This window comes from Vibrio sp. 10N.247.311.14, assembly GCF_041467715.1.
GTDB classification, from domain to species: domain Bacteria; phylum Pseudomonadota; class Gammaproteobacteria; order Enterobacterales; family Vibrionaceae; genus Vibrio; species Vibrio crassostreae_C.
The window spans coordinates 1-25,692 of sequence record NZ_JBFSVE010000068.1; the positions used below are offsets into that span (position 1 = coordinate 1).

Annotated in this window: 23 protein-coding genes and 1 pseudogene; 19 read left to right on the forward strand and 5 right to left on the reverse strand. The window is 43.7% G+C overall.

What is annotated here, in order from left to right:
* Positions 1-81: 81 nt before the first annotated feature.
* Positions 82-1,788 (reverse strand): phospho-sugar mutase, encoded by a 1,707-nt coding sequence (locus AB6F11_RS19530; protein WP_104216245.1) that lies wholly within the window; start codon positions 1,786-1,788, stop codon positions 82-84.
* Between the two features lie 454 nt (positions 1,789-2,242).
* Between AB6F11_RS19530 and coxB the strand changes: the two genes are divergently transcribed.
* Genes coxB through AB6F11_RS19550 form a run of 4 tightly spaced genes read left to right on the forward strand, consistent with a single transcriptional unit; the run spans position 2,243 to position 6,667 of the window.
* A complete protein-coding gene (gene coxB, locus AB6F11_RS19535) occupies positions 2,243-3,445 on the forward strand; it encodes a cytochrome c oxidase subunit II (RefSeq protein WP_017061757.1) in 1,203 nt (400 codons plus the stop codon).
* A complete protein-coding gene (gene ctaD / locus AB6F11_RS19540; protein WP_017061756.1) occupies positions 3,442-5,103 on the forward strand; it encodes a cytochrome c oxidase subunit I in 1,662 nt (553 codons plus the stop codon). The genes coxB and ctaD overlap by 4 nt, the downstream gene beginning before the upstream one ends.
* Positions 5,104-5,114: 11 nt before the next feature.
* A complete protein-coding gene (locus AB6F11_RS19545) occupies positions 5,115-5,744 on the forward strand; it encodes a cytochrome c oxidase assembly protein (protein ID WP_102393164.1) in 630 nt (209 codons plus the stop codon).
* A 38-nt stretch (positions 5,745-5,782) separates the two neighbouring features.
* Positions 5,783-6,667 (forward strand): cytochrome c oxidase subunit 3, encoded by an 885-nt coding sequence (locus AB6F11_RS19550; protein ID WP_009845661.1) that lies wholly within the window; start codon positions 5,783-5,785, stop codon positions 6,665-6,667.
* Between the two features lie 19 nt (positions 6,668-6,686).
* Here AB6F11_RS19550 and AB6F11_RS19555 read toward each other — a convergent pair whose 3' ends face one another.
* Entirely contained in the window at positions 6,687-6,917 is a 231-nt protein-coding gene (locus AB6F11_RS19555) for a DUF2909 family protein (RefSeq protein ID WP_102393165.1), read from the reverse strand.
* Here AB6F11_RS19555 and AB6F11_RS19560 point away from each other — a divergent pair.
* The 8 genes from AB6F11_RS19560 (at position 6,805) to AB6F11_RS19595 (ending at position 14,008) form a co-directional block, all read left to right on the forward strand.
* Positions 6,805-7,746 (forward strand): SURF1 family protein, encoded by a 942-nt coding sequence (locus tag AB6F11_RS19560; RefSeq protein ID WP_102393166.1) that lies wholly within the window; start codon positions 6,805-6,807, stop codon positions 7,744-7,746. The genes AB6F11_RS19555 and AB6F11_RS19560 overlap by 113 nt on opposite strands.
* 54 nt (positions 7,747-7,800) lie before the next feature.
* The gene (locus AB6F11_RS19565) at positions 7,801-8,409 is read left to right on the forward strand and encodes a hypothetical protein (protein WP_102393167.1); all 609 of its coding nucleotides are present in this window, start codon (positions 7,801-7,803) and stop codon (positions 8,407-8,409) included.
* A 60-nt stretch (positions 8,410-8,469) separates the two neighbouring features.
* A complete protein-coding gene (locus AB6F11_RS19570; protein ID WP_017071636.1) occupies positions 8,470-9,525 on the forward strand; it encodes a heme A synthase in 1,056 nt (351 codons plus the stop codon).
* On the forward strand, positions 9,515-10,489 hold the full coding sequence (cyoE, locus tag AB6F11_RS19575; RefSeq protein ID WP_017066082.1) for a heme o synthase: 975 nt from the start codon (positions 9,515-9,517) through the stop codon (positions 10,487-10,489). Before AB6F11_RS19570 ends, cyoE begins: the two co-directional genes overlap by 11 nt.
* A gap of 132 nt (positions 10,490-10,621) precedes the next feature.
* A complete protein-coding gene (locus AB6F11_RS19580) occupies positions 10,622-10,975 on the forward strand; it encodes a hypothetical protein (RefSeq protein ID WP_017061749.1) in 354 nt (117 codons plus the stop codon).
* Between the two features lie 100 nt (positions 10,976-11,075).
* A complete protein-coding gene (locus AB6F11_RS19585; RefSeq protein WP_102393168.1) occupies positions 11,076-11,747 on the forward strand; it encodes a DUF3313 domain-containing protein in 672 nt (223 codons plus the stop codon).
* A gap of 13 nt (positions 11,748-11,760) precedes the next feature.
* On the forward strand, positions 11,761-11,997 hold the full coding sequence (locus AB6F11_RS19590; RefSeq protein ID WP_372098250.1) for a DUF3820 family protein: 237 nt from the start codon (positions 11,761-11,763) through the stop codon (positions 11,995-11,997).
* Complete coding sequence (locus tag AB6F11_RS19595) at positions 11,972-14,008, forward strand: recombinase family protein (RefSeq protein WP_372098251.1); 2,037 nt, start codon at positions 11,972-11,974, stop codon at positions 14,006-14,008. The genes AB6F11_RS19590 and AB6F11_RS19595 overlap by 26 nt, the downstream gene beginning before the upstream one ends.
* Positions 14,009-14,107: 99 nt before the next feature.
* Here AB6F11_RS19595 and AB6F11_RS19600 read toward each other — a convergent pair whose 3' ends face one another.
* Positions 14,108-14,941, reverse strand: a complete 834-nt coding sequence (locus tag AB6F11_RS19600) for a hypothetical protein (RefSeq protein WP_372098252.1) — start codon at positions 14,939-14,941, stop codon at positions 14,108-14,110.
* 224 nt (positions 14,942-15,165) lie between these two features.
* Here AB6F11_RS19600 and AB6F11_RS19605 point away from each other — a divergent pair, with 224 nt between their 5' ends.
* The 6 genes from AB6F11_RS19605 (at position 15,166) to AB6F11_RS19630 (ending at position 23,277) form a co-directional block, all read left to right on the forward strand.
* Entirely contained in the window at positions 15,166-15,510 is a 345-nt protein-coding gene (locus AB6F11_RS19605) for a hypothetical protein (RefSeq protein WP_372098253.1), read from the forward strand.
* Between the two features lie 126 nt (positions 15,511-15,636).
* Positions 15,637-18,006: an N-6 DNA methylase gene (locus AB6F11_RS19610; RefSeq protein ID WP_372098254.1), complete on the forward strand. Its 2,370-nt coding sequence runs from the start codon at positions 15,637-15,639 to the stop codon at positions 18,004-18,006.
* Positions 18,006-19,349: a restriction endonuclease subunit S gene (locus AB6F11_RS19615; protein WP_372098255.1), complete on the forward strand. Its 1,344-nt coding sequence runs from the start codon at positions 18,006-18,008 to the stop codon at positions 19,347-19,349. The genes AB6F11_RS19610 and AB6F11_RS19615 overlap by 1 nt, the downstream gene beginning before the upstream one ends.
* Positions 19,349-22,636, forward strand: a complete 3,288-nt coding sequence (locus AB6F11_RS19620) for a type I restriction endonuclease subunit R (RefSeq protein ID WP_372098256.1) — start codon at positions 19,349-19,351, stop codon at positions 22,634-22,636. Before AB6F11_RS19615 ends, AB6F11_RS19620 begins: the two co-directional genes overlap by 1 nt.
* Positions 22,623-22,952, forward strand: a complete 330-nt coding sequence (locus tag AB6F11_RS19625) for a hypothetical protein (protein ID WP_372098257.1) — start codon at positions 22,623-22,625, stop codon at positions 22,950-22,952. The genes AB6F11_RS19620 and AB6F11_RS19625 overlap by 14 nt, the downstream gene beginning before the upstream one ends.
* Entirely contained in the window at positions 22,945-23,277 is a 333-nt protein-coding gene (locus AB6F11_RS19630; protein WP_372098258.1) for a hypothetical protein, read from the forward strand. Before AB6F11_RS19625 ends, AB6F11_RS19630 begins: the two co-directional genes overlap by 8 nt.
* Before the next feature lie 438 nt (positions 23,278-23,715).
* Here AB6F11_RS19630 and AB6F11_RS19635 read toward each other — a convergent pair whose 3' ends face one another.
* Positions 23,716-24,774, reverse strand: a complete 1,059-nt coding sequence (locus tag AB6F11_RS19635) for a helicase RepA family protein (protein WP_372098259.1) — start codon at positions 24,772-24,774, stop codon at positions 23,716-23,718.
* 59 nt (positions 24,775-24,833) lie between these two features.
* Positions 24,834-25,055 carry a hypothetical protein gene (locus AB6F11_RS19640; RefSeq protein WP_372098260.1) on the reverse strand — a complete coding sequence of 74 codons (222 nt, stop codon included), beginning with the start codon at positions 25,053-25,055 and terminating at the stop codon, positions 24,834-24,836.
* A 432-nt stretch (positions 25,056-25,487) separates the two neighbouring features.
* On the opposite strand from AB6F11_RS19640, the pseudogene AB6F11_RS19645 reads away from it, so the two are divergent.
* Positions 25,488-25,607: pseudogene (locus AB6F11_RS19645) on the forward strand (putative quorum-sensing-regulated virulence factor); the annotation flags it as partial.
* Between the last annotated feature and the right edge of the window lie 85 nt (positions 25,608-25,692).

A 25,692-nucleotide genomic window follows, 5' to 3' on the forward strand; every position in this document is an offset into this window, starting at 1 on the left:
TTGTACGGTGGTGTGAGAGGACGGAGGCCGTGAGGCCTCCTCCTACTCGATTAACCGTTACATGTTGAACGCGCTAAATCGCTATGAATTCAACTCTTGTTGGTGTTGTTCAATCAGTTTCTCCATGTACTTCTCACCGCGCAGGCGAGTGTCTTCGTAGGTTTCTGTCCCTTCAAATTTTGTCACCGTCTCATAGTAGATCTTAACTTTTGGCTCAGTACCGGAAGGTCTTACGATAATGCGTGAACCATCTTCGAGATGATAGATGAGTACGTCACTTGCAGGCAGGTTAATGGCTTCAGTATTGCCTCCAATGACGAAGCGTAAAGAAGACTGCAAATCTTCAATTACAGAGATAGCGACACCGTTGATTGCTTTAGGCTGTGCCGAGCGGAGCTTAGAACCAATCGATGGTGAATCTGGGTCTAGTGCAATACTTCGCTGAGCGTTGGTATGAACCCCATGTTCAAATGAAATTTGAGCGAGAAGATCCCAAACTGTTCGACCTTGAGATTTTAACTCCTCAACCAATTGAGCAAACACGACAATAGCAGACAGCCCATCTTTGTCTCGTACTTGAGTACCAATTGTGTAGCCTAATGCTTCTTCATAGGCGAACAAGAAGTCGTTCTGATCATTTTCCAATTGCATGCCAATATTCGCCAACCATTTAAAACCTGTCAGCGTTTGGAAATAAGTCGCACCATGAGATTGAGCCACTTTTTCAAGTAAGGTTGAAGATACGATACTGTTACCAACTAATTGGTTTTTGGTATGCGGCTTTGAGAGTAGATAATGAGCGAATAGCACGCCGACTTGGTCACCTGTTAGCATTTTGTATGAGCCATCATCTGTTCTCACTGCAACCGCAAATCGGTCTGCATCTGGATCGTTGGCACAAGCAATGTCGGCATCGACACTTTTTGCTAAGTTAACCACCAGATCCATCGCGCCTTTTTCTTCCGGATTCGGGAAGTTGACGGTCGGGAAGTTACCATCGGGCTCTCTTTGCTCGGCGACGCTGAACACCTTATGGAAACCAGAATCGTGAAGTAGATCCTCGGCCATTTGTGCGCCGACACCATGCATTGCGGTATAGGTGATGGTGGTGTTCGCCGATTCGATCTCGTCACTCACGTATGGGCTCTGATTGATCGCAGCGCGGTACGTTTGATAATAGCCTTCAGTTAACCACACCAACTTACCTTGCGTCTCAGCGTCACTTAGGCTCATTAAAGGGAGCGGCTTGGTCGATGCGATATCGATTTCAGCGGCAATACCCGCATCGTGAGGAGGAATGATTTGAGCGCCATTCTCCCAGTACACTTTGAAACCATTGTATTCCGGTGGGTTGTGGCTGGCCGTCACCACAACGGCAGCTGCGGCGTTGAAGTGCTCAATACCAAAGGCAACGATAGGGGTCGCCGCGACGTTCGAGGTTAGATAAACCTTAATGCCTAAAGCCGTGAGTACGGAAGCGGTATCAATCGCGAACTGCTTTGAATCTAAACGGCCGTCATAACCGACGACCACACCGCGAATGGTCGCATTAGCGACATGTTCGATTAAGTAGTGGCCGAGCCCGGTTGCTGTTTCCTGTATGACTAAACGGTTCATTCGATTTGGGCCGCATCCAACTTTGCCTCTAAGTCCTGCCGTTCCGAACTCTAATCGTTGAGTAAAGCGGTCTTCAAGTTCGTCGTGCATTCCCTCATCGATGAGGTGTTGAAGTTCTTCACGAGTTCTTGGATCTGGGTCTCTCGCTAACCAATTCATTGCATCTTGCATAATCACTAAACCTATTAATGTCTGTATGACTTACCGTTGATTTAATTTAAGTGATATTAATTCTCATTTCCATGAAAGCAATCGTAAAACTCGATATAAAATAAATTCCAACGGCAAGAGGGCACGTAGATTAAGCCACTTCAAATAATTGACTGTTTAGTAAGTAAACTTACCTTGAATAATTGGATATCACTAACTAGCCTTTTACATAAATATAACAAAATTTAACAAATTCGCCGTTTTTGAATCTTTCATGGAAACCTCCAACGCTTTTGAACCGTATTAGTTCTTGGGTTTATATGAGGTCAGTAGCCTGCTCACAGGCTAGTTCCATGTGAGTTGTAGATTGAGATTCAGCCTTTTCATGTGTAGCCGGAATAACAATGAATGTTGTCCAGTTCGCAACGACATTTAGGTCGCAAGTATCCAATTAGGAAGGACAAGGAGAGATCTTTTGAAAAGATTACTGGTTAGGCTAGCGTGGCTTTTGAAGAGTTTTGTTGTGCTTTTAGTATCGCCTTTAGTGCACGCTAGCAGTGATTACAACATGACTCAAGGCGTCACTGAGATCAGTGGTAAGGTGTATGAACTTCATATGCTGATCTTCTACATCTGTTGTGCGATTGCCTTTGTTGTTTTTGGTGTGATGTTTTATTCGATTTTGAGGCACAGGAAATCGAAGGGCGCAGTTGCTGCCCATTTTCACGAAAGCACGAAAGTCGAAATTCTTTGGACCATCATCCCTATCATCATTCTCATCGCTATGGCGATACCCGCCACCAAAACCTTAATAGCGATGGAAGATACCTCCCAATCAGATCTGACCGTTAAAATCACCGGGTCACAATGGAAATGGCATTACAGCTATTTTGGTGAAGACGTCGAATTTTTCAGCCTTCTAGCGACCAGTGACAAAGAGATTGAAGGCCTCGAAGTGAAAGGCGCGCATTACCTGCTAGAAGTTGATAAGCCGCTGGTACTGCCTGTTGACCGTAAAGTCCGTTTCTTGATGACTTCCGATGATGTGATTCACTCATGGTGGGTGCCAGCATTCGCCGTTAAGAAAGATACCATTCCGGGCTTTATTAATGAGGCTTGGACTAAGATAGATGAGCCTGGTGTTTACCGAGGGCAGTGTGCAGAGTTGTGTGGTCGTGCCCATGGTTTCATGCCGATCGTGGTGCATGCCATGGAAGAAGATGAGTTTGACGCATGGTTAGCGGAGCAGAAAGAGTTAGCGATAGCCGAACAACAAGCCGCAAAAGATGCATTAGATGCGTCACTTTCCTTGGCGGAGTTGAATACCATCGGTGAAGAGGTTTACAAAACTCGATGTGCGGTTTGTCACCAAGCAAACGGTGAGGGCATTCCTGGAGCATTCCCTGCCATCAAAGGAAGTCCTATTGCCCTTGGTGATGTGGATGTTCATATCGACACAATTGTTTATGGTCGTGGCGGTACGGCGATGCAAGCATTCGATAATCAGTTAACCGAGAAAGAGATCGCAGCGGTAGTAACTTATCAACGAAACGCTTGGGGTAATGATACCGGCGATATTGTTCAGGCCTCAGATATCAACGCTTATAAGGCGAAGCAAGAAGGCAGTTCTGAAAGCTCAACGGATGATGCACAAAATGATGCTAAGGATCAGTTATGAGTTCACCAATCAATAAGCCGGTGAAATCGGCTCCAGCAGAAGATCAAGTACTGAGCCATTCTGCGGAAGGCACCTTGGGCAATAATGATTTGCCTGTTGATGATCACGATTCACATGCGGCACCTAAAGGCTGGGCTCGTTGGCTTTATTCAACCAATCATAAAGACATTGGTACACTTTATTTGTGGTTCAGCTTTGCAATGTTCTTAACGGGCGGCGCAATGGCGATGGTGATCCGTGCGGAGCTGTTCCAACCGGGTTTGCAACTCGTTGAGCCAGATTTCTTCAATCAGATGACTACAGTCCATGGTTTAATCATGGTATTCGGTGCCGTAATGCCTGCATTTACGGGTTTGGCTAACTGGATGATTCCGATGATGATCGGTGCACCAGATATGGCGCTGCCGAGAATGAACAACCTCAGTTTCTGGATCTTGCCTTTTGCGTTTCTAATCTTAATCGGATCTTTGTTTACAGAGGGTGGCGGCCCGAGCTTTGGTTGGACCTTCTACGCGCCACTCTCGACAACTTATGGCCCAGACAGTACCGCGCTATTCGTATTCTCAGTTCATATTATGGGGATCAGTTCGATCATGGGGGCGATTAACGTCATCGTAACCATAGTGAACATGCGCGCTCCGGGTATGACTTGGTTCAAGCTACCGATGTTCGTATGGACATGGTTAATTACCGCTTTCTTGCTGATAGCCGTGATGCCCGTTCTCGCGGGGGCTGTGACTATGGTACTGACTGACAAGTATTTTGGGACTAGCTTCTTTGATGCCGCTGGTGGTGGGGACCCGGTGATGTTCCAGCACATATTCTGGTTCTTTGGGCACCCCGAAGTGTACATCATGATCTTGCCATCTTTTGGTATTGTCTCAGCCATCATCCCTGCATTCAGTGGTAAGCGCCTGTTTGGTTATCACTCGATGGTTTATGCGACCTGTAGTATCGCACTGTTGTCATTCTTGGTTTGGGCACACCACATGTTCACCACGGGTATGCCAGTATTTGCCGAACTGTTCTTCATGTATTGCACCATGTTGATAGCGGTGCCGACCGGTGTGAAAGTCTTCAACTGGGTAGCGACCATGTGGCGGGGTGCTTTGACCTTTGAAACACCAATGCTGTTTGCGATTGCCTTCATTGTTTTGTTTACGATTGGCGGGTTATCTGGATTGATGCTCGCTATCGTGCCAGCTGATTTCCAATACCACGATACTTATTTTGTTGTGGCTCACTTCCATTATGTTCTGGTAACCGGTGCCGTGTTCTCGATTATGGCTGCTGCCTATTATTGGCTGCCTAAGTGGACCGGACATATGTACGACCACAAGCTCAGCCTGTGGCATTTCTGGACGTCGGTGATTTCAGTTAATGTACTGTTTTTCCCGATGCACTTTTTAGGGTTAGCGGGTATGCCGCGTCGTATTCCTGATTATGCGATTCAGTTTGCTGACGTTAACCAAGTCGTGTCGATTGGTGGTTTTGCGTTTGGGTTGTCTCAGCTAATTTTCTTATGGCTAGCGATTAAGTGCGTAAGAGGGGGAGAGCCTGCGCCAAGTAAGCCTTGGGATAGAGCTGAAGGTCTTGAATGGACAGTACCAAGCCCTGCGCCTCACCACACCTTTACCCATCCGCCGAAAGTGGATTAGAGGGCAGAACCATGAGTGATAAGCAAAGCGATCCCAATCAAGATAAAAAACAACCTAAGCGCCTGTCTAATAAGCGATCGACCAAAAAGCTGACGGGCTACTTGGTGTTGAGCGTGGTTGCGATGTTTTGCTTCGGTTTCGCTTTGGTGCCGCTCTACGATGTCATGTGTGAGGCCTTAGGCATCAATGGCAAAACTAATACTGTTTCAGCGGTGCAACCTCAGGGAATGCAGCCAGACTACTCTCGTACGGTTCGAGTCGAATTCATGTCCCACATCAAGCCAGATATGCCATGGCAGTTTTCGCCTGAAGTTCGAGTGTTAGAGGTTCATCCTGGTGAGGTGGTTCAAACTAACTACATTGCCAAAAACCTTTCTGGAGCCTCATTGGTTGGCCAAGCCGTACCATCGGTTTCTCCAGGTATGGGGGCAACTTATTTCAATAAGATGGAATGCTTTTGCTTTAATCAACAGCCATTGGACGGGCACAAGAGTGCCGAAATGGGTTTGATATTTTACATTGAGCCAGATATTCCAGAATCGTTACATACGCTTACGCTCTCTTACACGTTATTCAATATCACGAATGAGGTGGGTGCAGCGGCCAATAAATCTGAGCCTAACGTACTCGCAAGTAACTAGGGATTTACAGAACCAGTATCAACATAAGGAGTTGAGCGATGAGTTCTAAAAAGGAAGTTTATTTTGTTCCACATCAAAGTCACTGGCCATTAGTGGGTGCTGTAGCGCTGTTTTTGGTCGCGGTTGGCGCTGGCTTGACGGTGCAAAATATGGGCACCGACGCTGCTGGCGGCGTGTTTGGCAAAGCGGTGTTGTTAGTCGGGTTTGCTGTGCTGCTTTACATGCTCGCAGGTTGGTTTAGCAATGTGATCACAGAATCATTGAGTGGTCTCTATTCTGAGCAGATTTCTCGTTCTTTTAGACAAGGAATGAGTTGGTTTATTTTCTCCGAAATCATGTTCTTCGGCGCTTTCTTTGGCGCGCTTTTCTATGCTCGCATGATTTCTGTGCCTTGGATTGGTGGCGCGGGCAATAATGAAATGACCCATGAAGTATTGTGGCCGATGTTCCAATCAATATGGCCACTAACGACTACCCCTGATGGCGTAACGACACAAGCTATGCCTTGGCAAGGTATCCCGCTTAAGAACACCATTATTCTGCTGCTTTCCTCTGTGACGCTGCACATGGCACATATCAGTCTTGAACAAAATAAGCGTATGGCTTTGATCGTTTGGTTGGAGATAACCATTGTTCTGGCTGGCTTCTTCTTGTTCTTCCAAGTTGAAGAGTATCTTCACGCTTATCAAGAAATGGGGCTGACGCTTCAGTCTGGTATCTATGGCAATACCTTCTTCTTGTTGACCGGATTCCATGGCTTGCATGTCTGTTTAGGGACGATCTTTTTGATTGTGTTGCTGGCAAGGGTTGCGAAAGACCACTTCACTCCGAAAGACCACTTTGCGTTCCAAGCGGGCAGTTGGTATTGGCACTTTGTTGATGTGGTTTGGTTAGGCCTGTTTGTATTTGTCTATGTGCTTTAACGGTGGAGCCTATAGGGGATTAATAGGGGCGAGGGTTGGGCGTTATCACTCCTGATCCCAAAGCAAGTAATAAAAGTAGCACGACAACGGCTGACCATATGACACGACGCCCCAAGAAGCGACTGAGCCTTTTTCCATTGTGTTTGCCCGAGGCGATTTGGATTAGACCTTTCATCAAATTGAAAGCGATAAAAAACAGCAAAGCGACCAATACGACTTTAAATAACAGAACAAAGGTAGATGACGCCATAGTGATAACTCCAAACCGATTGATTGATGATGAACACAAGTTCCGCAGTAAAGGTTTTTGGATAGCGGTTGTTTTAACTGTGGTTTCAGTCGGCGCTTTAATCAAGTTAGGTTTATGGCAACTCGATCGTGGTAACGAGAAATTACGTTATGAACAGCAATTGACAGAGAGAGCACAGCTATCGTCACAACCTTTAGGTGTCATTATTTCTGAGATGCGAGAGCTGGGTTTATCTGGCCGAGAGTCATTAAATCCTCAAACTCTAAACGGGTTAAAGGCGGATGTTGAATTAGTCAATACGAGTGGCTTGATGCTCTTGTTAGACAACCAGATAAACCAAGGAACGGTAGGGTATGTGATTTACATGTTGGGTAAGGTTCGCTTTGAAGATGGAAACCAGTCCTTAGTAGCTGAAAAACAGTTGTTGATCGATCTTGGGTTTGTTGCGGCAAGTAATGACAGAAGAGAACTCCCGCAACTAGGAACTATCACGGTACGATCCAAATTGTCAGGGCGCTTGTATACACGCTCAGTTAACCCTTTAAGTCATGAGTTGGGTTTAGAAAATACAACACCGAATAGAATCCAAAACCTAAACATAGCATCGTTATCACAGTATACAGGGCAAGAAGTGTTGCCCTTTGTCTTCCAACCTCAGAGCTTAGATTCTTGGCCTTATGAGTTGTTATGGCGACCGACGGCGATGAAGTCTGAGAAGCACTTTGGTTACTCGTTTCAATGGTTTGTAATGGCTGCTGTACTTATGTTTTTGATGTTGTTGATTGGGTTCCGATATTTTAAGAAAAATAGCCACATGAATAAGAAGTAGGCACTTGAAGTTTAAATCGCGACTTAAAGGCAGCGCCTACAACAAGGAAGAAAGATGGATAAATCTCGAGCACAAATGAACAGGGAAAGTACCGATGCAAACATGGCCGAGCTTAAAAGCCGCCGAACTAAGGGGCGTCTGGTATTAATCGGATTAGTTTTGATTTTCGCTTTGCCTGCGATTATTGCCAAAACCGTGTTGGACCAGAATTGGTACACGTCAGGTGTCACTAACTCGGGCGAATTGATTGAACCAAGAACCATACTAGCAGATTTCGGCGTAACGGTGCCCATGGCTGGAGAGGGGTGGTTAGTGGGTTATATCGCACCGATGGAGTGCGAAAGCTTGTGTGAACAACAGCTTCATTATTTGAATCAAAGTTACTTAGCGTTAGGGAAAAACAAAGAGCGAGTGACCGCCGTTGTTTTTGTATCGGAAGGTAACTCGTTAACGGGTTCGCTTGATAAGCCGGATTTGTCTTTGTTAGCTGGTGGTGATCAGTTAAGCACCGAGTTTTCGCCGGCTTCCATTGTCATTATTGACCCGCTAGGACAGTTGGTTATGGAGTACAAAAGCGTGTCGGAACCGTCGCAGTTAGTCGGGCAATCCAAAGGTATGATTCATGATTTAAGAAAGCTACTTAAGCTGTCACGAGTTGGGTAGTTGATGGCGAAAATGCTTGAGCTTAAGCAGCGAAAGGGAATAAGTATAGGGAGATAAGTGATGCAGAATAAAGCCCCTGATTTACTGATGCTTGTGATGAGATTAACTATCTTGTTAACCCTTACCGTGATTGTTCTCGGAGCTTATACACGCCTGTCTGATGCTGGCCTTGGCTGTCCTGACTGGCCGGGTTGTTACGGTAAGATCACCGTTCCGTCTGATGCCCAAGCGGTGAGTCAAGCCAATCTGCAATTTCCAGAGCGAGCTCTTGAAGCAGACAAAGCGTGGATAGAGATGATCCATCGCTACTTTGCAGGAACATTAGGGTTGCTTATCTTTGTCGTTGTAGCTTGGTGTATTAAAAAGAACATCACACCAGTTGGTCTTCCATTACTTATCTCTGCCACTGTGATTTTTCAGGCTTTGCTTGGAATGTGGACGGTGACTCTTAAGTTGATGCCCGTTGTGGTTATGGCGCATTTGATGGGGGGCTTCACGTTGCTGTCACTGTTGTGTTTGCTCTACTGCCGTTTGTCTCAATTCCAAAGCCGTTTTGGCGAGGCTTCTTATTCTCCAACACTTAAATTTTGGGCGTTGTTTGGGTTACTCATTGTGGTTGGGCAGATACTGCTTGGTGGTTGGACATCGTCAAACTATGCCGCTTTGGTGTGTACCCAATTGCCTATTTGTGAAGGTAACTGGATGAGCTACCTCGATTTCAAAAATGCGTTCGATTTTGCTCAACACGGACACGATAACTATGAGTTTGGTGTGTTGGAGTATCCCGCGAGGCTTACCATACATGTCATGCACAGGTTCGGGGCTATTGTGGCGACATTAACGGTGCTGATGGTCGTGTACCAGTTATGGAAGTTTGGCCAAGTGCCTCACCAAAAGCTGAGCATGATTGTCGCAATAGTGTTGTTTACTCAAATCAGCCTTGGGATCAGTAATGTATGGTTTCACCTGCCAATCTCAGTTGCGGTTTTGCATAACCTAGTCGCAGCAATGTTGCTCATCAGCATGGTTGTAACCAATTTTGTGGTGTGGCAACGCAAACCGAGTGAGAGCGTGGTGAAGAACAGTGTATTGCAAGGAGGTAATCATGGTCAGTAGAACGTCAACACAGTATGAAGTGGTGGCTCAAGACGCAGCCTTAACTCATAAGATAACAGCCAATAATGACATAACTTTAAGTAACGAAAAGGCTGAAAAAAACAAAGCCACTTGGAAAGTTTATTTAACGCTGACTAAGCCTAAAGTGGTGGCTTTGATGTTGCTGACAGCATTGGTTGGGATGTGTTTGGCCGTGCCGAATGGATTGCCTTTGCAACAAACTTTGTTCGGAATGATTGGGATAGGGTTAATGGCAGGTTCAGCGGCTGCGTTTAACCATTTGATCGATAAAAAGATCGACGGCCAGATGACTCGAACAAATCGACGCCCTTTACCATCCGGTGAGCTGAGTAGTGTGCGTGTGTTTAGCTTTGCAGCAGGTATCGGCTTATTTGGGTTCGCTACGTTAGTGGTGTGGGTCAATCAACTCACGGCTTGGCTAACCTTTGCAAGTTTATTGGGCTATGCGGTCATCTATACCATGTACTTGAAGCGAGCGACGCCACAGAACATCGTAATTGCAGGGATAGCTGGCGCAATGCCACCGTTATTGGGCTGGACGGCAGTCACCAACGAGCTGCATTCAAATGCTTGGTTGTTGGTGATGATCATCTTTATTTGGACGCCTCCTCATTTCTGGGCGTTGGCAATTCATCGTCGTGATGAGTATGCCAAAGTGAACATCCCCATGTTGCCTGTGACTCACGGAATCGAATACACCAAGACGTCTATTCTTCTGTATACCTTTTTGCTTAGCATCGTGTGTATATTGCCTGTATTGGTTGGCATGAGCAGCTGGATATATCTGAGCGCTTCATTGGTGCTCAACGGCGGGTTTGTTTATCACGCTTGGGTACTGAAATATCGTGATGAACCCAATATGGCCATGAAGACCTTTAAGTTCTCCATCTATCATCTTATGATCTTGTTTGTTGCTTTGTTGGCGGATCATTATTTGCTCTGATAGCTCTGTACAGATTAAACAAGGTTATCCCCATATCAAAACCAAACCTTTGGTTTCCACTAACCGAACCCTGACACGCCATGTATGAAAAACCGGACAATTGATTGGTATGAATTATATAAAGGAGTCGGTATGGAATTCACAGAACTAGACAGAGACGCGTTGTATCAAACGTGGATGTCACAAAAATCGAGAATGCGAATTACGCAGATGGAGTTTTCAAAAAAGCTAGGCATGAACCAGCTTGATTTCTCAAGAGTGCTAAGAGGGGAGACGCCATTAACCATGTCTTTCATTAGTCACTTTTGTCGTTTACTTCATTTGGAACCAAGGAATGTATTCCCTTCGCTAAAAGAGGGCAATGAGTCTGGGCCTAAAGTGGTTTACCTGAAAAGTAGAATGAGTGTTGATGGTGAGATCCAAAATGCTTATATTGAAGGAAATCAGGTAATTGTAGAGTACGCACACACTGTTCAACATGATTAATTTTAGAGTTAGCTCTGATTTTTAACCCCCTTTTTCTACAACCTTTTCACATAGGGTATGGCATACTTAGTTAGATTCCTTAATTTTAGCTAAGTGCGTTATGAACTCTTTAAAAGTCCTTTTGCTTGTTGCAACCAGCATTTTCTTGTTTGGTTGTGCAGGCGGCCCAATTAGAACAGCTACTAAATTTACCAGCTACGAAGATTTTCAGGCTGGGCCTGTCGGAGGCGTCGACTTGGTTTGGGCAAGGGTTGGGCTGCGTGACACACAGCGTTTGAAGTCCAAGTTAGATGATTACGACTCTGTAGTGATCGACCAAATTTTTGTTTTAGCAGAAGAAGGTTCGTTGGATCAGGAAGAGATTCAGGAACTCACTGAGCATATGGTTGAACGCTTGGAAGAAAAAATATCGCCTCATAAAACGATTGTCGATGAACCTACAGGAAAAACGCTGCGCTTGAGTATCGCTCTGAGTAACGTTGAAACGCCCAATCCGATCTTAGCTGTGACGAGCAGTGTTCTGCCGTTTGGTCTTGCGATGTCAACCATATCTAAGGTCACGACTGGTGAGCACACCAATGTTGGGAGTGCGAGTGTAGAGTTATTGGTCAGTGATGCTCAAGAGGGCACACCACTGTTTGCAGCCATCGACCGTGAAGCGGGTAACAAAGATTTTTCAACCATGATTGATTCGCTGGATGATGCCAAAGACGCGATCAACTATTGGGTTGAACGTTTAGGTGATACTCTACACAACATAGATGACGCATAGTAAAGACCGAATAATGCTAGAGAAAGAGAACCTGATTAAGTTGGCTCGAATGCAGATGCCATTTGGAAAGTACGCGGGTCGTACACTGATTGACTTACCTGAAGAATATTTGCTGTGGTTTGCTAATAAAAAACAGTTTCCTTCGGGTGAGTTAGGTGATTTAATGCAGCTCTGTTTAGCTCTCAAGGTTGAGGGCTTAGATTCTGTAGTGAAGCCCCTTAAGTATGAAAACTATCCCAAAAATTTATAATTACGCTCGTATTAGTACCACTAAACAGTTACAAGGTGTTGGCTTAGAAACACAACAGCAGAGAAGTGTCCTTGAAGAATTATCCGAGAAGCACAACCTTCCTATCGATGATGAGAATTTCGTAGATCACGGATTGAGCGCATACCATGGCAAACATAAAGAAGGCGCTCTTGGGCTTGTTTTATCTAGGATAGAAAGCGGGGAAATTCCTCCGGGCAGTATTTTGGTCGTTTTCTCACTTGACCGCCTTTCCAGAGAAACTGTAAATGTTGCAATGGAGCAGTTACTTAGCATTATCAATCGTGGTGTACGTGTGTATACCCATATTGATGACAAGATGTTTGATGCTAAGAGCCAAAACTTGACGGCAGATCTTATCGTTTCGTTGATTACAATGCAGCGAGCGAATGAAGAGTCTGAAACTAAATCGAAGCGTATTGTCGCTGCTTCAAAACTTGCTTTAAGTCGCTGGCACGAGACAGGAAAGCCGCAAGGTGCTTTAGGGCGTGCACCGTTTTGGATAGACCAGAGCACCCACTCGTTCAACATCAACGCTGAAGGCGTAAAAAAGGCTGTTGAGATGCGTATTGCTGGCTTCGGGGATTTAAAAATAAAGCAGTATCTAGATGCCAATTTTGAGTACAAACCAACAAGACGGAAAGGTGGGGTAAAACAGGCAAAGACGTGGGATTACATTGCTATCAGTCAATTGTGGGGCAAACGTTCTTTGATAGGTGAGAAAAAATATACGATTGAAGGCATTGAGCATGTCCTGAAAAGCTATTATCCATCGTTAATCGATGATGATACATTTCGTAAACTCCAGATTCAAAAAACAAAAAAGCAAGGTAGAGATACGGCAAGCGGTAAGATTCCCTTATTAAAAAGTATTGCTCGTTGTGGCACTTGCGGTGGTGCAATGGTTTTTGTCGATAAAGGGGGAGACAGGGCCAACTACGTGTGTAACTTAGCAATGAAGGGGGAGCATGCAAGAGAAGTTTATAATGTTAACATGCTCGATCTACTGACTCTTGAAATTTGTAAGGACGCTTATCTTTCAGAGTCTAGTAAAAGCCATAATACCCTTGCAGAACAGCAGAAATTAAAGCTTGAAGCTGAGTTATTCGAACAACAAGAAAGCCGAGACAATCTACGTGATTACTACAAATCTACGCCGAGTAAAACACTTCTGGATCTCATTGTAGACAGTGATAGCAAAATCATAGAGCTTGAAGCAAAGTTAGACACCATAAACACCGATACTATTGAGTTTAATGCGGACGAACTGTCCAATTTACCCGAGATATATACTGATAGTATTCGAACCGATTACCTAAACCCAACGAGACAAGAAATACGGAATAATTTACGTCGCTTTATCTCTTCAATTACACTGAATCGTTCAGAAGAGCCTTGTCCTGACGCTAAAACCAAGGTTGCTAATTGTATCGATATTACGTGGCACTTTAAAAATGGTCAAAAACGAAGACTTGCTATGTTGCCATATCAGTTCTCAAAAACTGAGGAGGGGGGGAAAGCCCTCTATCTGCCATATGCTTATATGTATGGCAGTAGAAGTAACATCAAGGTCAAAGATGGTGACCAGTTTTTATCGCATATTTTCAATAAACTTCATTCGTTGGATTTAACAAGGTTTTTGTATCCGAGTAGAGGGCGTTATCAGTGGAGTAAGTTAAGCTTAGTGAGCTGTAAAACTTACTGGGCACCTCTTGATAGAGCAGAGTTTGTCATACAAGGCACTGCGACTAATGAATATAGCCTTAGCACTAAGGACGAATTCATTAAGGAGCATGCGCAAATTACAGACTACATATCAGTTATGTTTAACTCCCAGTCGTTTGTTGAAACCGCTTATGATTACCCTGATTCAACACTAATTGAGTTAGCTCATAAGTTCGGTTTTGTTGAAGAGCGCAAATTCTCATTGTTTTTACAAGATAATGATTTCAATCAAGAACTTTATGCATCACTTGATTTTCTTGCCTCGTAGTGTCACTAAATCATTTTTTACTACTATAGCCATGTGAATGGCTTCGTATTGAGTTTTAGGTAAATGTGAAGCCTGTTGATGAAACAGGCTTCTTTAAATTTAGTGTATCTTGCCTTTAATAATCTCAGCTTGCTCTTGTTGCTGCTTTGTTAATGAGTAAGAAGCGAGGGAATCATAGGTTTTCATAAGTCGGTTTTCTTGTCGGCGTTGTTGCCTATCATTATGTTCTTCCTTTGCTTTAAGCCATTTATCAAACTGTGTTTGCATTTTCTCGATGAGCTTTTGAATTTCAAGCGCTTCAGTGGACTTCTGGTGTTGATATTGCCAAGTCGATAGCCTTCTTCCTTTCTCTGTCTCTATTGGTTGATAGTTTCGATGATCGATTCCAACGTGTTTTAAAACTGAGTGGTTGAAAGCTTTTTTAATAAGGTTGGTCGCCTTTTTTTGTTGCAGCTCTTTGAGAACTCGATTTGCTACAACTTTTCCAATGATTAAATGGACATGATCACCGCTGCCACGTTTTCCGCCTTGCTCTTGTTGGTGTAATACTGCTCGGATTTGTTGTCTGTATTGAGCGAACTCAGATTTATTCAGTTTGCATAATTTTGCAAGGGCTAAGCTGCAATCCTTAACTACAGATTGCCATTGTTGCTTAGTTGGGCGGTAGCCTTTCGGAAGAGTTAGGCAATACTCGACCGCGTAGCTCGAAAGTGGGCGACCGCCACGACGGTTATAGATCTGTTGATTAAGTCGAAATTCTTCGCCAGCTAGCGCTATGCGATTAGATGTTTCCGCGCAACCAAATATGGATACGATATGTTCGGTATGTTTGTGGTTGGCGTGCTTCAGGCTTTGCAGGTAGCGTTCGCGCATCATAATGCCATCGCTTGCAAGGCGAACGGGTTGGGTTATTACAGTCCAGTTTTTAAGCATAAATGTTTGTTTGATTAAATATTAAAAACATTCTTCTTTTATTACAAATAAGTTAACGCTAACTCCTCTTATCAGTAGGTGGTTCCAGATAGGACAACCCACTGCGTTCTTATGTTGTCACTGGCAAGAAGGGAGACCCTTCTTAACTGCCCCTAAAAAGAGCGCTCGCATTTTTACCAAATTTTGCTGTTGGAAAAAGAAAATGTATCCTTTAAATAAACACTATGAGCAAACTTGTTCCCCCTGAAATATTATTCAAATTTGCATATGATTTGGAAGAATTTGAAGCAACCAGCCTTGCTGAAAAAGTAATAGAAAAAGCAATTGAAGCTGGCTTTCTTACCTTAAGTGATACACGCGATAATCGATCAAAGTTGGCATGGATAGAAAAGGTCACTCGTTACGCTGAGGATGCTTACAACTTAGAAGATATCGCTGATGGCGAAGATCTTGAGGTGACAATCGCTAATCTCAAGCAGCTTTTGGATCGTCGTGACAAGCAAGTAAAGGAGATTATAGAGCTACTTGCTAAGCACATCATTGACGCTGCCCCAAGCTATAAGGCTTGATGTTTTATCCGCTAGATAACTTGTTTAAGCACCTGATGTAGGTGCTTTTTTGTTTTAGTTCGCTGTCTCTTCAATGTTGTTGGGGTATAATCGAAATAATTTCGTCAGGCTTACTAAGAACCTAATATGACTAACACAAACTTTTCTCAAACCGCTGCATTCATTTGGTCGGTTGCCGACCTGCTTCGCGGTGACTTAAAACAATCTCAATACGGGCGTGTGATCTTGCCTTTTACTCTTCTTCGTCGCCTTGAGTGTGTACTGGAAGAAAGTAAAGATGCTGTCGTTATTCAGGCTGAGAAAGTGAAAGCTATGAACCTGCCTGAAGAAGCACAAGAAAAGATGCTGCTTCGTGCTACTAACGGTTTGTCGTTCTTCAATACATCACCAATGAACCTTGGGAAGATGGGACAGAAGGATATCAAAGATAACCTAGAGAACTACATTCAATGCTTCTCTGCGGATGCTCGAGAGATTTTCGAGCATTTCAAGTTTGACGAGTTTGTTGGTCTGTTAGATGACGCCAACTTGCTATTCAAAGTAGTAAAGAAATTTGCCACTACTGACCTAAGCCCTACAGCGATTTCTAACCATGATATGGGTTTGGTGTTTGAAGAGTTGATTCGCCGCTTTGCTGAAAGCTCAAATGAAACGGCAGGTGAGCACTTTACCCCTCGTGATATCGTTCGCTTAACCACATCGCTCGTGTTCATGGAAGATGATGATGCACTGACCAAAGAAGGTATCATTCGCACCATTTATGACCCTACAGCGGGTACGGGCGGTTTCTTATCTTCAGGTATGGAATATGTCCATGAGCTGAACCCTAAAGCCGTAATGCGTGCCTTTGGTCAGGAGTTAAACCCAGAGTCATACGCGATCTGTAAAGCGGATATGTTGATTAAGGGGCAAGATGTTAGCCGTATCAAATTAGGTAACACTCTCTCCAATGACCAACTGCCAGCCGACCAATTTGACTACATGCTATCTAACCCTCCGTTTGGTGTTGATTGGAAGAAGATTGAAGGTGAGATCAAAGACGAACATATCCTAAAAGGTTTCGATGGGCGTTTTGGCGCGGGCTTACCTCGTGTGTCTGATGGTTCCTTACTGTTCTTGATGCACTTGATCAGCAAAATGCGTGACACTCATGCTGTTGACGGCAGTGTTACGGATGGTGGGCGTATCGGCATTATTCTTAATGGCTCACCACTATTTACTGGTGGTGCTGGTAGTGGTGAAAGTGAAATTCGTCGCTACATCCTTGAAGCTGACTTACTTGAAGCCATCGTCGCGCTGCCTACTGACATGTTCTATAACACAGGCATTTCAACTTACGTATGGGTGCTAAGCAATAAGAAAGCCTCAGAACGCAAAGGCAAAGTTCAATTAATTGATGGCTCTAACCTGTGTGGCAAGATGCGTAAATCGCTAGGCTCTAAGCGTAACGTAATGAGTGAAGATGATATTAAAACTATTACGCGTAGCTTTGGTGATTTTGAAGTAGTTGATGCTCGTGAGCTTGATAAGCCAGCAGAGCAAAAGTCTAATCGTGGTCGCCAGTCTGCCGTACCAAGAACGGAAGTACCGAAAACTTTCTCAAGTAAGATCTTTCATACTTACGAGTTTGGATACCGCCGCCTAACGATTGAACGCCCATTGCGTCTATCCGCACAAATTACTGATGATGCAGTGGCGTCACTACGCTTTGCGCCAAAGCCATTTAACTTAGTTATGCCAGCTATTTATGAGCAGTGTAGCTCAAAATGGACGAATGACACCTATGGCATGTTGGGTGAAGTTGAAACTGAGGTTCGTACATTAATCAAAGCGGATTTCCCGGAGCTTAAAGAGAAGCAAATCAAAGATGTCTTGGATAGCAAAGTATGGCTATTCCAAAAATCTCTGATGGAAAAAGCTCAGCAGCTACAAGCTGAAATAGGTCAATCTCTTGGTGGCAAAGTGCAACAGTCTGATGACTTTAACCAGTTTGAACTCACTCTGAAAGGTGCACTTAAAGCCACTGAAATTAAGCTCGATGCCAAAGAGAAAAAGCAGTTTATTGATGCGGTAACGTGGAAAAACCAAGATGCTGAACGAGTAGTTAAGAAGATAATAAAAGAACAATCACAACCATTGTATGGCGCTTTTGAGTATGTCGGTGATGTTAAAGGTTTAGTGGGTAAGGTCGTAGAGTACCAACAAGATGGTGACCTGCGTGATAACGAGAATGTACCATTAGACCCAAGTATAAGCACTTCAGAGTTGATTGAAACTTACTTCAATAAAGAAGTCGCGCCTCACGTTGTTGATGCATGGATTAATGCAGATAAGCGAGATGAGAAAGATAGTGAGATCGGTGTTGTTGGTTACGAAATTCCGTTTAATCGCCATTTCTATGTCTACCAGCCACCACGTGAGCTGAGAGTGATAGATGAAGACTTGGATGCTGTGAGCAAGGACATTATGGAGCTACTGCAAGAGGTGCATTCATAATGCGCAAGTATAATACTTACCTCGAATATCGTAGTTGGGAAAACAATTGGATACGTGAATTGCCGGAATCTTGGCAGATTGTCCCTCTAAAATATCTTTGTACTAATTTTGTAAAAGATGGCCCCCATGAGACTCCTAAGTTTTTAGATTCGGGCATACCGTTTTTATCAGTGGATGGTATCCAAGATAACAAGTTAGTCTTTGAAGGTTGTCGATACATCTCAAGAGAAGACCATAAACGCTATTCAATGAAATGTTTGCCTAAGAAAGGTGATGTCTTATTAGGTAAAGCTGCTTCAGTTGGTAAGGTTGCATACGTTGATACTGATATGAGCTTTAATGTTTGGTCGCCTTTGGCTGTTATAACTGCAAAAAGTAACCATCTTGGTAGGTACATATACTATTGTTTGCAATCAAAGATGCTACAAGCTCAATGTGAAGTTTTTTCTAATTCAAATACCCAGAAAAATTTGGGTATGAGCACAATTGATAATCTCGATTTTCCTTATCCAAGTGAGTTCGAAGCGAAGTGTATTGCTAAGTTCCTCGATCACGAAACCGCCAAAATCGACACTTTGATCGCTAAACAGCAGCAACTTATCAAGCTGCTAAAAGAAAAGCGCCAAGCGGTGATCAGCCATGCCGTCACCAAAGGGCTAAAGCCAGACACACCGATGAAAGATTCCGGTGTGGAATGGTTGGGGGAGGTGCCGGAGCATTGGGTTGTCACACGTGCTAAATATGTATCTAACATATTTGTTCCTCAACGCAACAAACCTGAGCTTAATGATACTCACGGTATAGCATGGGCTACGATGGAGGATATGAAGCAACAATATATCTCTGATACATCTAAGTATGTTTCATCTGAGTCGGCATTGGCGGCAGGTTCTAAGAAACTTAAGGCAGGTTCTGTTATAGCTAGTTGCGTCGGTAATTTTGGTGTCACATCGATTAATAAAATTGACGTCATTATTAATCAGCAATTGCAGGCATTTCAGCCAATTAATATAAAGGCTGAATATTTACAATCCATAGTAGCGCTATCAAAGCAATATTTTGAATTAATAGGAACCGCAGCAACACTTGTATATGTCAACCAAGAAGGATTTGAGAACCTGCCAATACTCATGCCTCCTGAAAAAGAGCAGAACGAAATTTGTGAATATGTACTAGGAAAAAGCACTTCCTTTGACTTATTAATCGAAAAATCTGTCATTCAAACATCGTTACTAAAAGAGCGCCGCACCGCGCTAATTTCTGCCGCAGTCACTGGAAAGATTGACGTGCGCAATTGGCAAGCTCCAGTAAACCAAGACGCTCAACAGCAGGAGGCTGGCTAATGAGCACTGATTCAACTCAAGAACGTATCTTCCAAGATGACATCATTCGCCAGATGGTGGCGAACGGCTGGATAGAAGGGAAGTCTGAAGGTTATAACCGTGAATCGGCACTGTATGAGCAAGATGTGCTGAGCTTTGTAAAAGAAACTCAACCGAAAGAGTGGGAGAAGTTTTGTAAGGTTTATCCGAATGAATCTGACCGTCACTTTATTGAAGCGCTGGTTGCTCAATTAAAAAAAGCTGATGTGAATGCCACAGACCAAGCCTCCCGTAGTTTTGGTACTTTGGGTGTGCTTCGTCACGGTTTAAAGATCCGTAATGCGCGTTTCTCGCTGTGTCAGTTTAAGCCAGAGCATAACCTAAACCCTGAAACCTTGGCGCGTTATCAGCAGAACATTTGTCGTATCGTACCTGAGCTTGTTTATAGCCCCTATGCCACTAAAGAGCATCTGGAGGCTACTGGTAAAAAAGCCAAGGCATGGCGTATTGATCTGGCTCTCTTCGTCAACGGTTTACCTGTTTCAACGCTGGAACTGAAATCAGAGTTCAAGCAAGCGGTAGAGAACGCGATTAAGCAGTATAAACGTACTCGTCTACCCAAAGACCCTGCGACTAAGAAGCCTGAGCCACTATTAACCTTTAAACGTGGTGCTTTGGTGCATTTCGCAGTCAGCCAGTATGAAGTTTACATGGCAACTAAACTGGCAGGGGACGACACCTTTTTCCTTCCTTTCAATAAAGGGACTAAAGAGGGTGGTGCGGGTAACGATGTACCTGAAGATGAGAGCCGTTATGCCACGGATTATCTGTGGAATGAGGTATTAGTCCCTGACAACCTATTGAATATCATCGGTCGCTTTGTTCACCTTCAAATTGAAGAGAAAGAAGATTGGGAAGGGCGTAAATACAAGAAAGAAACGCTTATTTTCCCGCGTTATCACCAGTGGGATGTCGTGACTAAGCTGATTGACGCCGCCATCGAAGAAGGGACTGGTAACAAGTATCTTGTGCAGCATAGTGCGGGTTCGGGTAAGTCGAACTCTATTGCATGGACTGCGCATCAGCTTTCGACCCTTTATGATGCTGAAGGTAACAAGCAATTCCATTCAGTCATTGTCGTCACTGACCGAACCGTTCTTGATGATCAGTTGCAAGATACCATCTACCAATTTGAACACGCTGATGGTGTAGTTGGGCGCATCAATAACAAAGAGGGTGATGGTTCTAAATCAGAGAAGCTGGCTTCAGCGTTAGAGAACTCGCAACCTATTATCATCGTAACCATTCAAACCTTCCCGTTTGTGTTACGTGCGATAGAAAACAGCACTAGCCTGAAAGAACGCAGCTATGCAGTAATCGCTGATGAAGCGCACTCTTCGCAAAGTGGTTCGACTGCTCGTCAGTTAAAAGAAGTATTGATGACCGAAGAAGCCGATGATGATGTCGAGTTGTCCTCGGAAGATATTTTGGATGCGACCATTGCTGCACGTAAAGGCAGCGCCAACTTAAACTACTACGCGTTTACGGCAACCCCTAAACCAAAAACATTAGAACTGTTTGGACGCTTACCTAAACCTGAGTTACCTCCATCGAAACAGAATAAACAAGAAGCATATCATGTGTATTCAATGCGCCAAGCCATTGAAGAAGGCTTTATTCTGGATGTGCTAAAGAACTACACCAATTACAAGGTGATGTATCAATTAGCGCAGAAGGTGGAGGCTGCTGATAAAGAAGTCGACAGCAAGAAAGCCAAGGTTAAGTTAAACCAGTGGGTACGCCTACACGATCACAACATCTCACAAAAGGTCAAAGTGATTGTTGAGCATTTCAAAGATAACGTAATGGGCTTATTAGGTGGTCAGGCTAAAGCAATGGTGGTCACAAGTTCTCGCAAAGAGGCGGTGCGTTATAAGCTAGCTTTTGATAAGTACGTGGCGGATGCGCTCGCCGAGAACAAGAGTGGCTATGATGCGATTCGCGCTATGGTAGCTTTCTCGGGCGAAGTCGAATTCAACGCAAATGATCCTGATAGCTTTGCTTTCATCGATCAAAAGTTCACTGAAAAGAACATGAACCCAGACTTAAAAGGTCGGGATATGCGTAAAGCCTTCGATAGCGATGACTATCAGGTAATGCTTGTGGCGAATAAGTTCCAAACAGGCTTTGACCAACCGAAGTTATGCGCTATGTACGTTGATAAGAAGCTAGGCGGCGTAGAGTGTGTTCAAACTCTTTCTCGCCTTAACCGTACTTATCCGGGCAAGGCAGAAACAGGCACATTCGTATTAGACTTTTACAATGAACCAGACGAGATTTTAGGTTCCTTCCAACCTTATTACCAAACCGCAGAATTGGCGGACGTCACCGATCCTAATATGGTGTTTGACCTATATGAGAAGCTACGTACCAGTGGCATTTTCTTATGGTCTGAAGTAGAGCAGTTTTGCGAAGCCTTCTTCACCAAAAATAAATCTAATGCCGCGATCAGTAACATCTGTCACCCAGCCAAAGAGCGCTGGCAAAAGCGCTATACCTCAGCGGTAGAGGCTTATATTAAAGCTAAAGAAATGTTTGAACGCACAAAGAAAACAGGCGACGCCGTACTAATCGCTAACGCAGAGAACAGCTTCAAAGACTGCAAGCAAGAGAAAGACCGTCTTGAGATATTCAAGAAGGATCTCGGCAGCTTTACCCGTTTTTATGAGTTTATGTCTCAGCTTGTCGATTACGATGATAAAGAGCTAGAAAAATTGAGCTTGTATGCGCGCCACTTGCGCCCGTTGCTACGAGAGAAGGTGATTGAGGAAGATGAGTTAGATTTAGATAACGTGGTGATGAGTCACTACCGTTTATCAAAGATCCGTCAGCAAGATATTCAGCTCAAAGAAGATGCTCCGGATTACCAACTTGAGCCAAGTACCGATATAGGTACTGCTAAGGCCAAGGATAAACAGGAAGAGTTTTTATCTTTGGTCTTGGATAAGCTTAATGAAGCGTTTGCCAATGAAAATCTTTCTGATGGTGACATGTTAAATACTGTTCGTAAGTGGAGTGAGAAAGTCCGCGAAAATGAAACGGTGATGGCTCAAATTAAAAATAACCCGAAAGCTGCGGCGATGTTAGGTGACTTCCCTCAGGCTAGTGACGATGCAGTTATGGCTAGCTCTAGTGCCGAGCAGGAAATGATGGTCAAGTACCTAAGTGATCCTAATACTCGTCAAGCTGTGCTTAATGTCATGTTTGATATGGTCAGCGGAAAGGAGGGGATGAATGGCAATCTATGAGTTAGCGAAAGATACTTTAATTAAGGTAGAACCCACTTCTTTTGAAGCGGAGAGGCTAAAAGAAAGGCAAGATATTCAACGCCTACTGAGAGCCAATATTGAGGCTATTAGCCCTGATACTTTGGTGATTGCAGAAGAGTACGGCCATTTTGTAGAGTCTAATCGCCGTATTGATTTGTTAGGGACAGACAAATCAGCGAACCTTGTCGTCATTGAACTAAAAAGGGATGACGATGGCGGTCATATGGAACTTCAAGCCATTCGTTATGCCGCTATGGTTGCCAACCTTACTTGGGAACAAGCGGTGAGTGCTTAATAAAGAGTTCTTAGCTCAGACAGAACAAGCACAGGATGCCGAAAGTTCACTGCTTGGTTTTCTTGATTGGGATTCACCTCAAGAAGATGAGTTTGGCAAGGATGTTCGCATTGTTATTGCTGCTCGAAACTTTTCCAAAGAGATCACGACGTCAGTGCTTTGGGTTAATGATATGGGACTAGACATTACCTGTGTTCGTTTGAATCCATTACGGCTTGATGAGCGTCTATTACTCAATGTAGAGCAGATCATCCCACTCCCTGAAGCATTCGATTACCAGATGAAGTTCGTCATAAGAAAAGAGAGGAGAGGGCTGCACGAGTAGGCCAGCGTGACTCTTCAGTTATATCACTATCTATCGACGGTCAGCCCTTCAAAACCCGCTTCAAAAAATCTGATCTTGGTTTGTTTACTGTTCAAGCTGTTTTGGAATCAGGGGCGTTAGATAGCCACTCTTTTGAGTTTCTCCGCCAAAACACATCATGCTCTTTTCCGTTGATAAAGATGGAAAGTGAGGTCAAAGATAATGAACGTAAATACCGTAAGTATCGTGTACACAAAGAGCCAGAGCTACCCCTATGTGGTCAGGAACTGGGGAATAGGAAACATACAACGCTTTATTGATGAAATTGAATCAAGATTTCCTACGATTACATTTTCAATAGAAGCTGAATAAGCTAGCAATTTATGATCCCTCCTCAATGACAAGTGACGCACTTATATAAGTGCGTCACTTGTCATTGAGGAAGGGGACTGTTGCTATTTAAGCGGCAAGTTTGTATTGGTGTGCAACTGTAATCTCGTCACTCGCGTGTGCCTTTGCACCTTTTTGATGAATAACAATCAACCCTTCATCTTGCAAACTAGTCAAAGCACGTTTGAATTGTTGGTTGGTCGTATTCGCTTTCACATTATCTTGAGGAGGGAAGCAAGCCATTCGCAACTCATCTCTTGTACACCGCCCCTTAAATTCTTCGCATAGGGCTTTTAAGGTAGGATTATTCTCGTTAGTTTTTTCGCGCTCAATTGTTGCTGGTGCTGTTAAGGCTAAAGATGTAATAGGCTTATTTTCGTCACAAAAGGTGCCGAGCGATACGGCTTGAAAATCAAAGACAAAATCTGGTGCAGCTTCGGCGTCTTTCTGTTTGGTGTTACTGAGTGTTGTAAGATTAGTCGTGGCGTTGTGTGTAACTTTAAACTCAAAATCACAAGCGCCAATAAGAGCAGAGCTTCCACGAACACCCTTTGAAGTGTCTTTACCACAGTGGTGAATACATAAGATAGTAGTGTCGGCAATGTCTTTTACTATATCGCAGCCACGAATAAATTTACCCATAGCATCCGAGCTGTTCTCATCTCCTTCAAAGTTGCGAGCAAGTGTATCAAGGACGACTAACTGAACTTTAACTCCATTCTTATTTTCAATGTCATGAATAGATTGAATTAAGCTATCTCTGACTGATGCATCAGATAGAAGCAAGCTTTGGCCTAATAGATAAAGGTGTTCTACCTTCTGTCCATTTGTTATTTCCCATGCTTTGATACGTTGAGCCATACCTGTTTGCCCTTCGGCTGCTACGTACACTACCGCACCCGTCGCAACAGTTTTATTTTGCCAAGGTATACCTGTAGCAATGGAGCAACTTAGGTCAACTGCTATAAAAGATTTTCGCGAACCTGATTTACCGAAAATAACGCCAAATGATGACTTAGAGAAGAAGCTTTTTACAAGCCAAGACTGGATGTTGTCGAATCCTTCAGATCCGATAGAAAATTCCAAAGAACCATATTTTGTTTTTGATTTTTTTTGCATTTTTTGCATTGCTCTAATTTAGTATGGGCGGAGGCAACCCCCGCCATTTTTAATGAAATATAAAACTACTAACGAACGCGGTGTGGGAAGTCTTTGAAGCCGCTCTCCATAACGTACTCCTTGTTGTTGCAATTAATCACCCAACGTAGCCCTGCCTCAGTCCAGCTTCCGTCATGCTGTAGGTACTCGACTGAGAGTATGAAAGACAGGTAGTTACCAAGTACATCAGCATAAGCCCTCTCTAGGGGGTATTTAGTGCGAATAGTTCGGTCGGTGTTATAAAAGTACATGTAAGTTCCTATTTCAGTAGTTTCGTAGGTGTTTCCTACGTCGTTCGTTGCTTTCCATTTAATCTAGGGATAAGGCATATACACGTATAGTAAAAAATTGAGTGTACGAAAATCACTTACTCGATAAGCTCACTTAAAGTCAATGTGTTTTTAAGGTTTTGATTTTATGGTTTTTTATTTTACTTTCGTTTGATTTGTTTGTTTTTTAATCTTGAAAATAATTTAATATGGGCGTGAACTCACGCCCTAAAAAGACAAGTCAAGTCTTTATATCAATTGAAATCTGAGATAGTTGGTAGGTATAACTTAGGTAAGTCACTTCGTGATGAACTGTACTAACAAGGGAGATAGCTGCTGAAGTCACTTAACTACATCTGAAGTAATTCATAATAAGTCGAAGGTAAATGCGACCTCTCCCGAAGTATTTTGTTAGTGTTATATCTTGATAAAAAGGGATTCCCGTCTGGTGAACTCGGCGATTTATTGAAACTGTGCCTTGCTCTGAAAATTGAAGGGCTTGATAGTGTCGTCAAGCCATTGAAAAGAATGTAATTAAATAAAAGCTCACGCTGATCACGTGAGCTTTTTTGTTTGTGCGCCGAGCATGGCGTTGATCTAGGAGGTGAAAGTCCTCTAC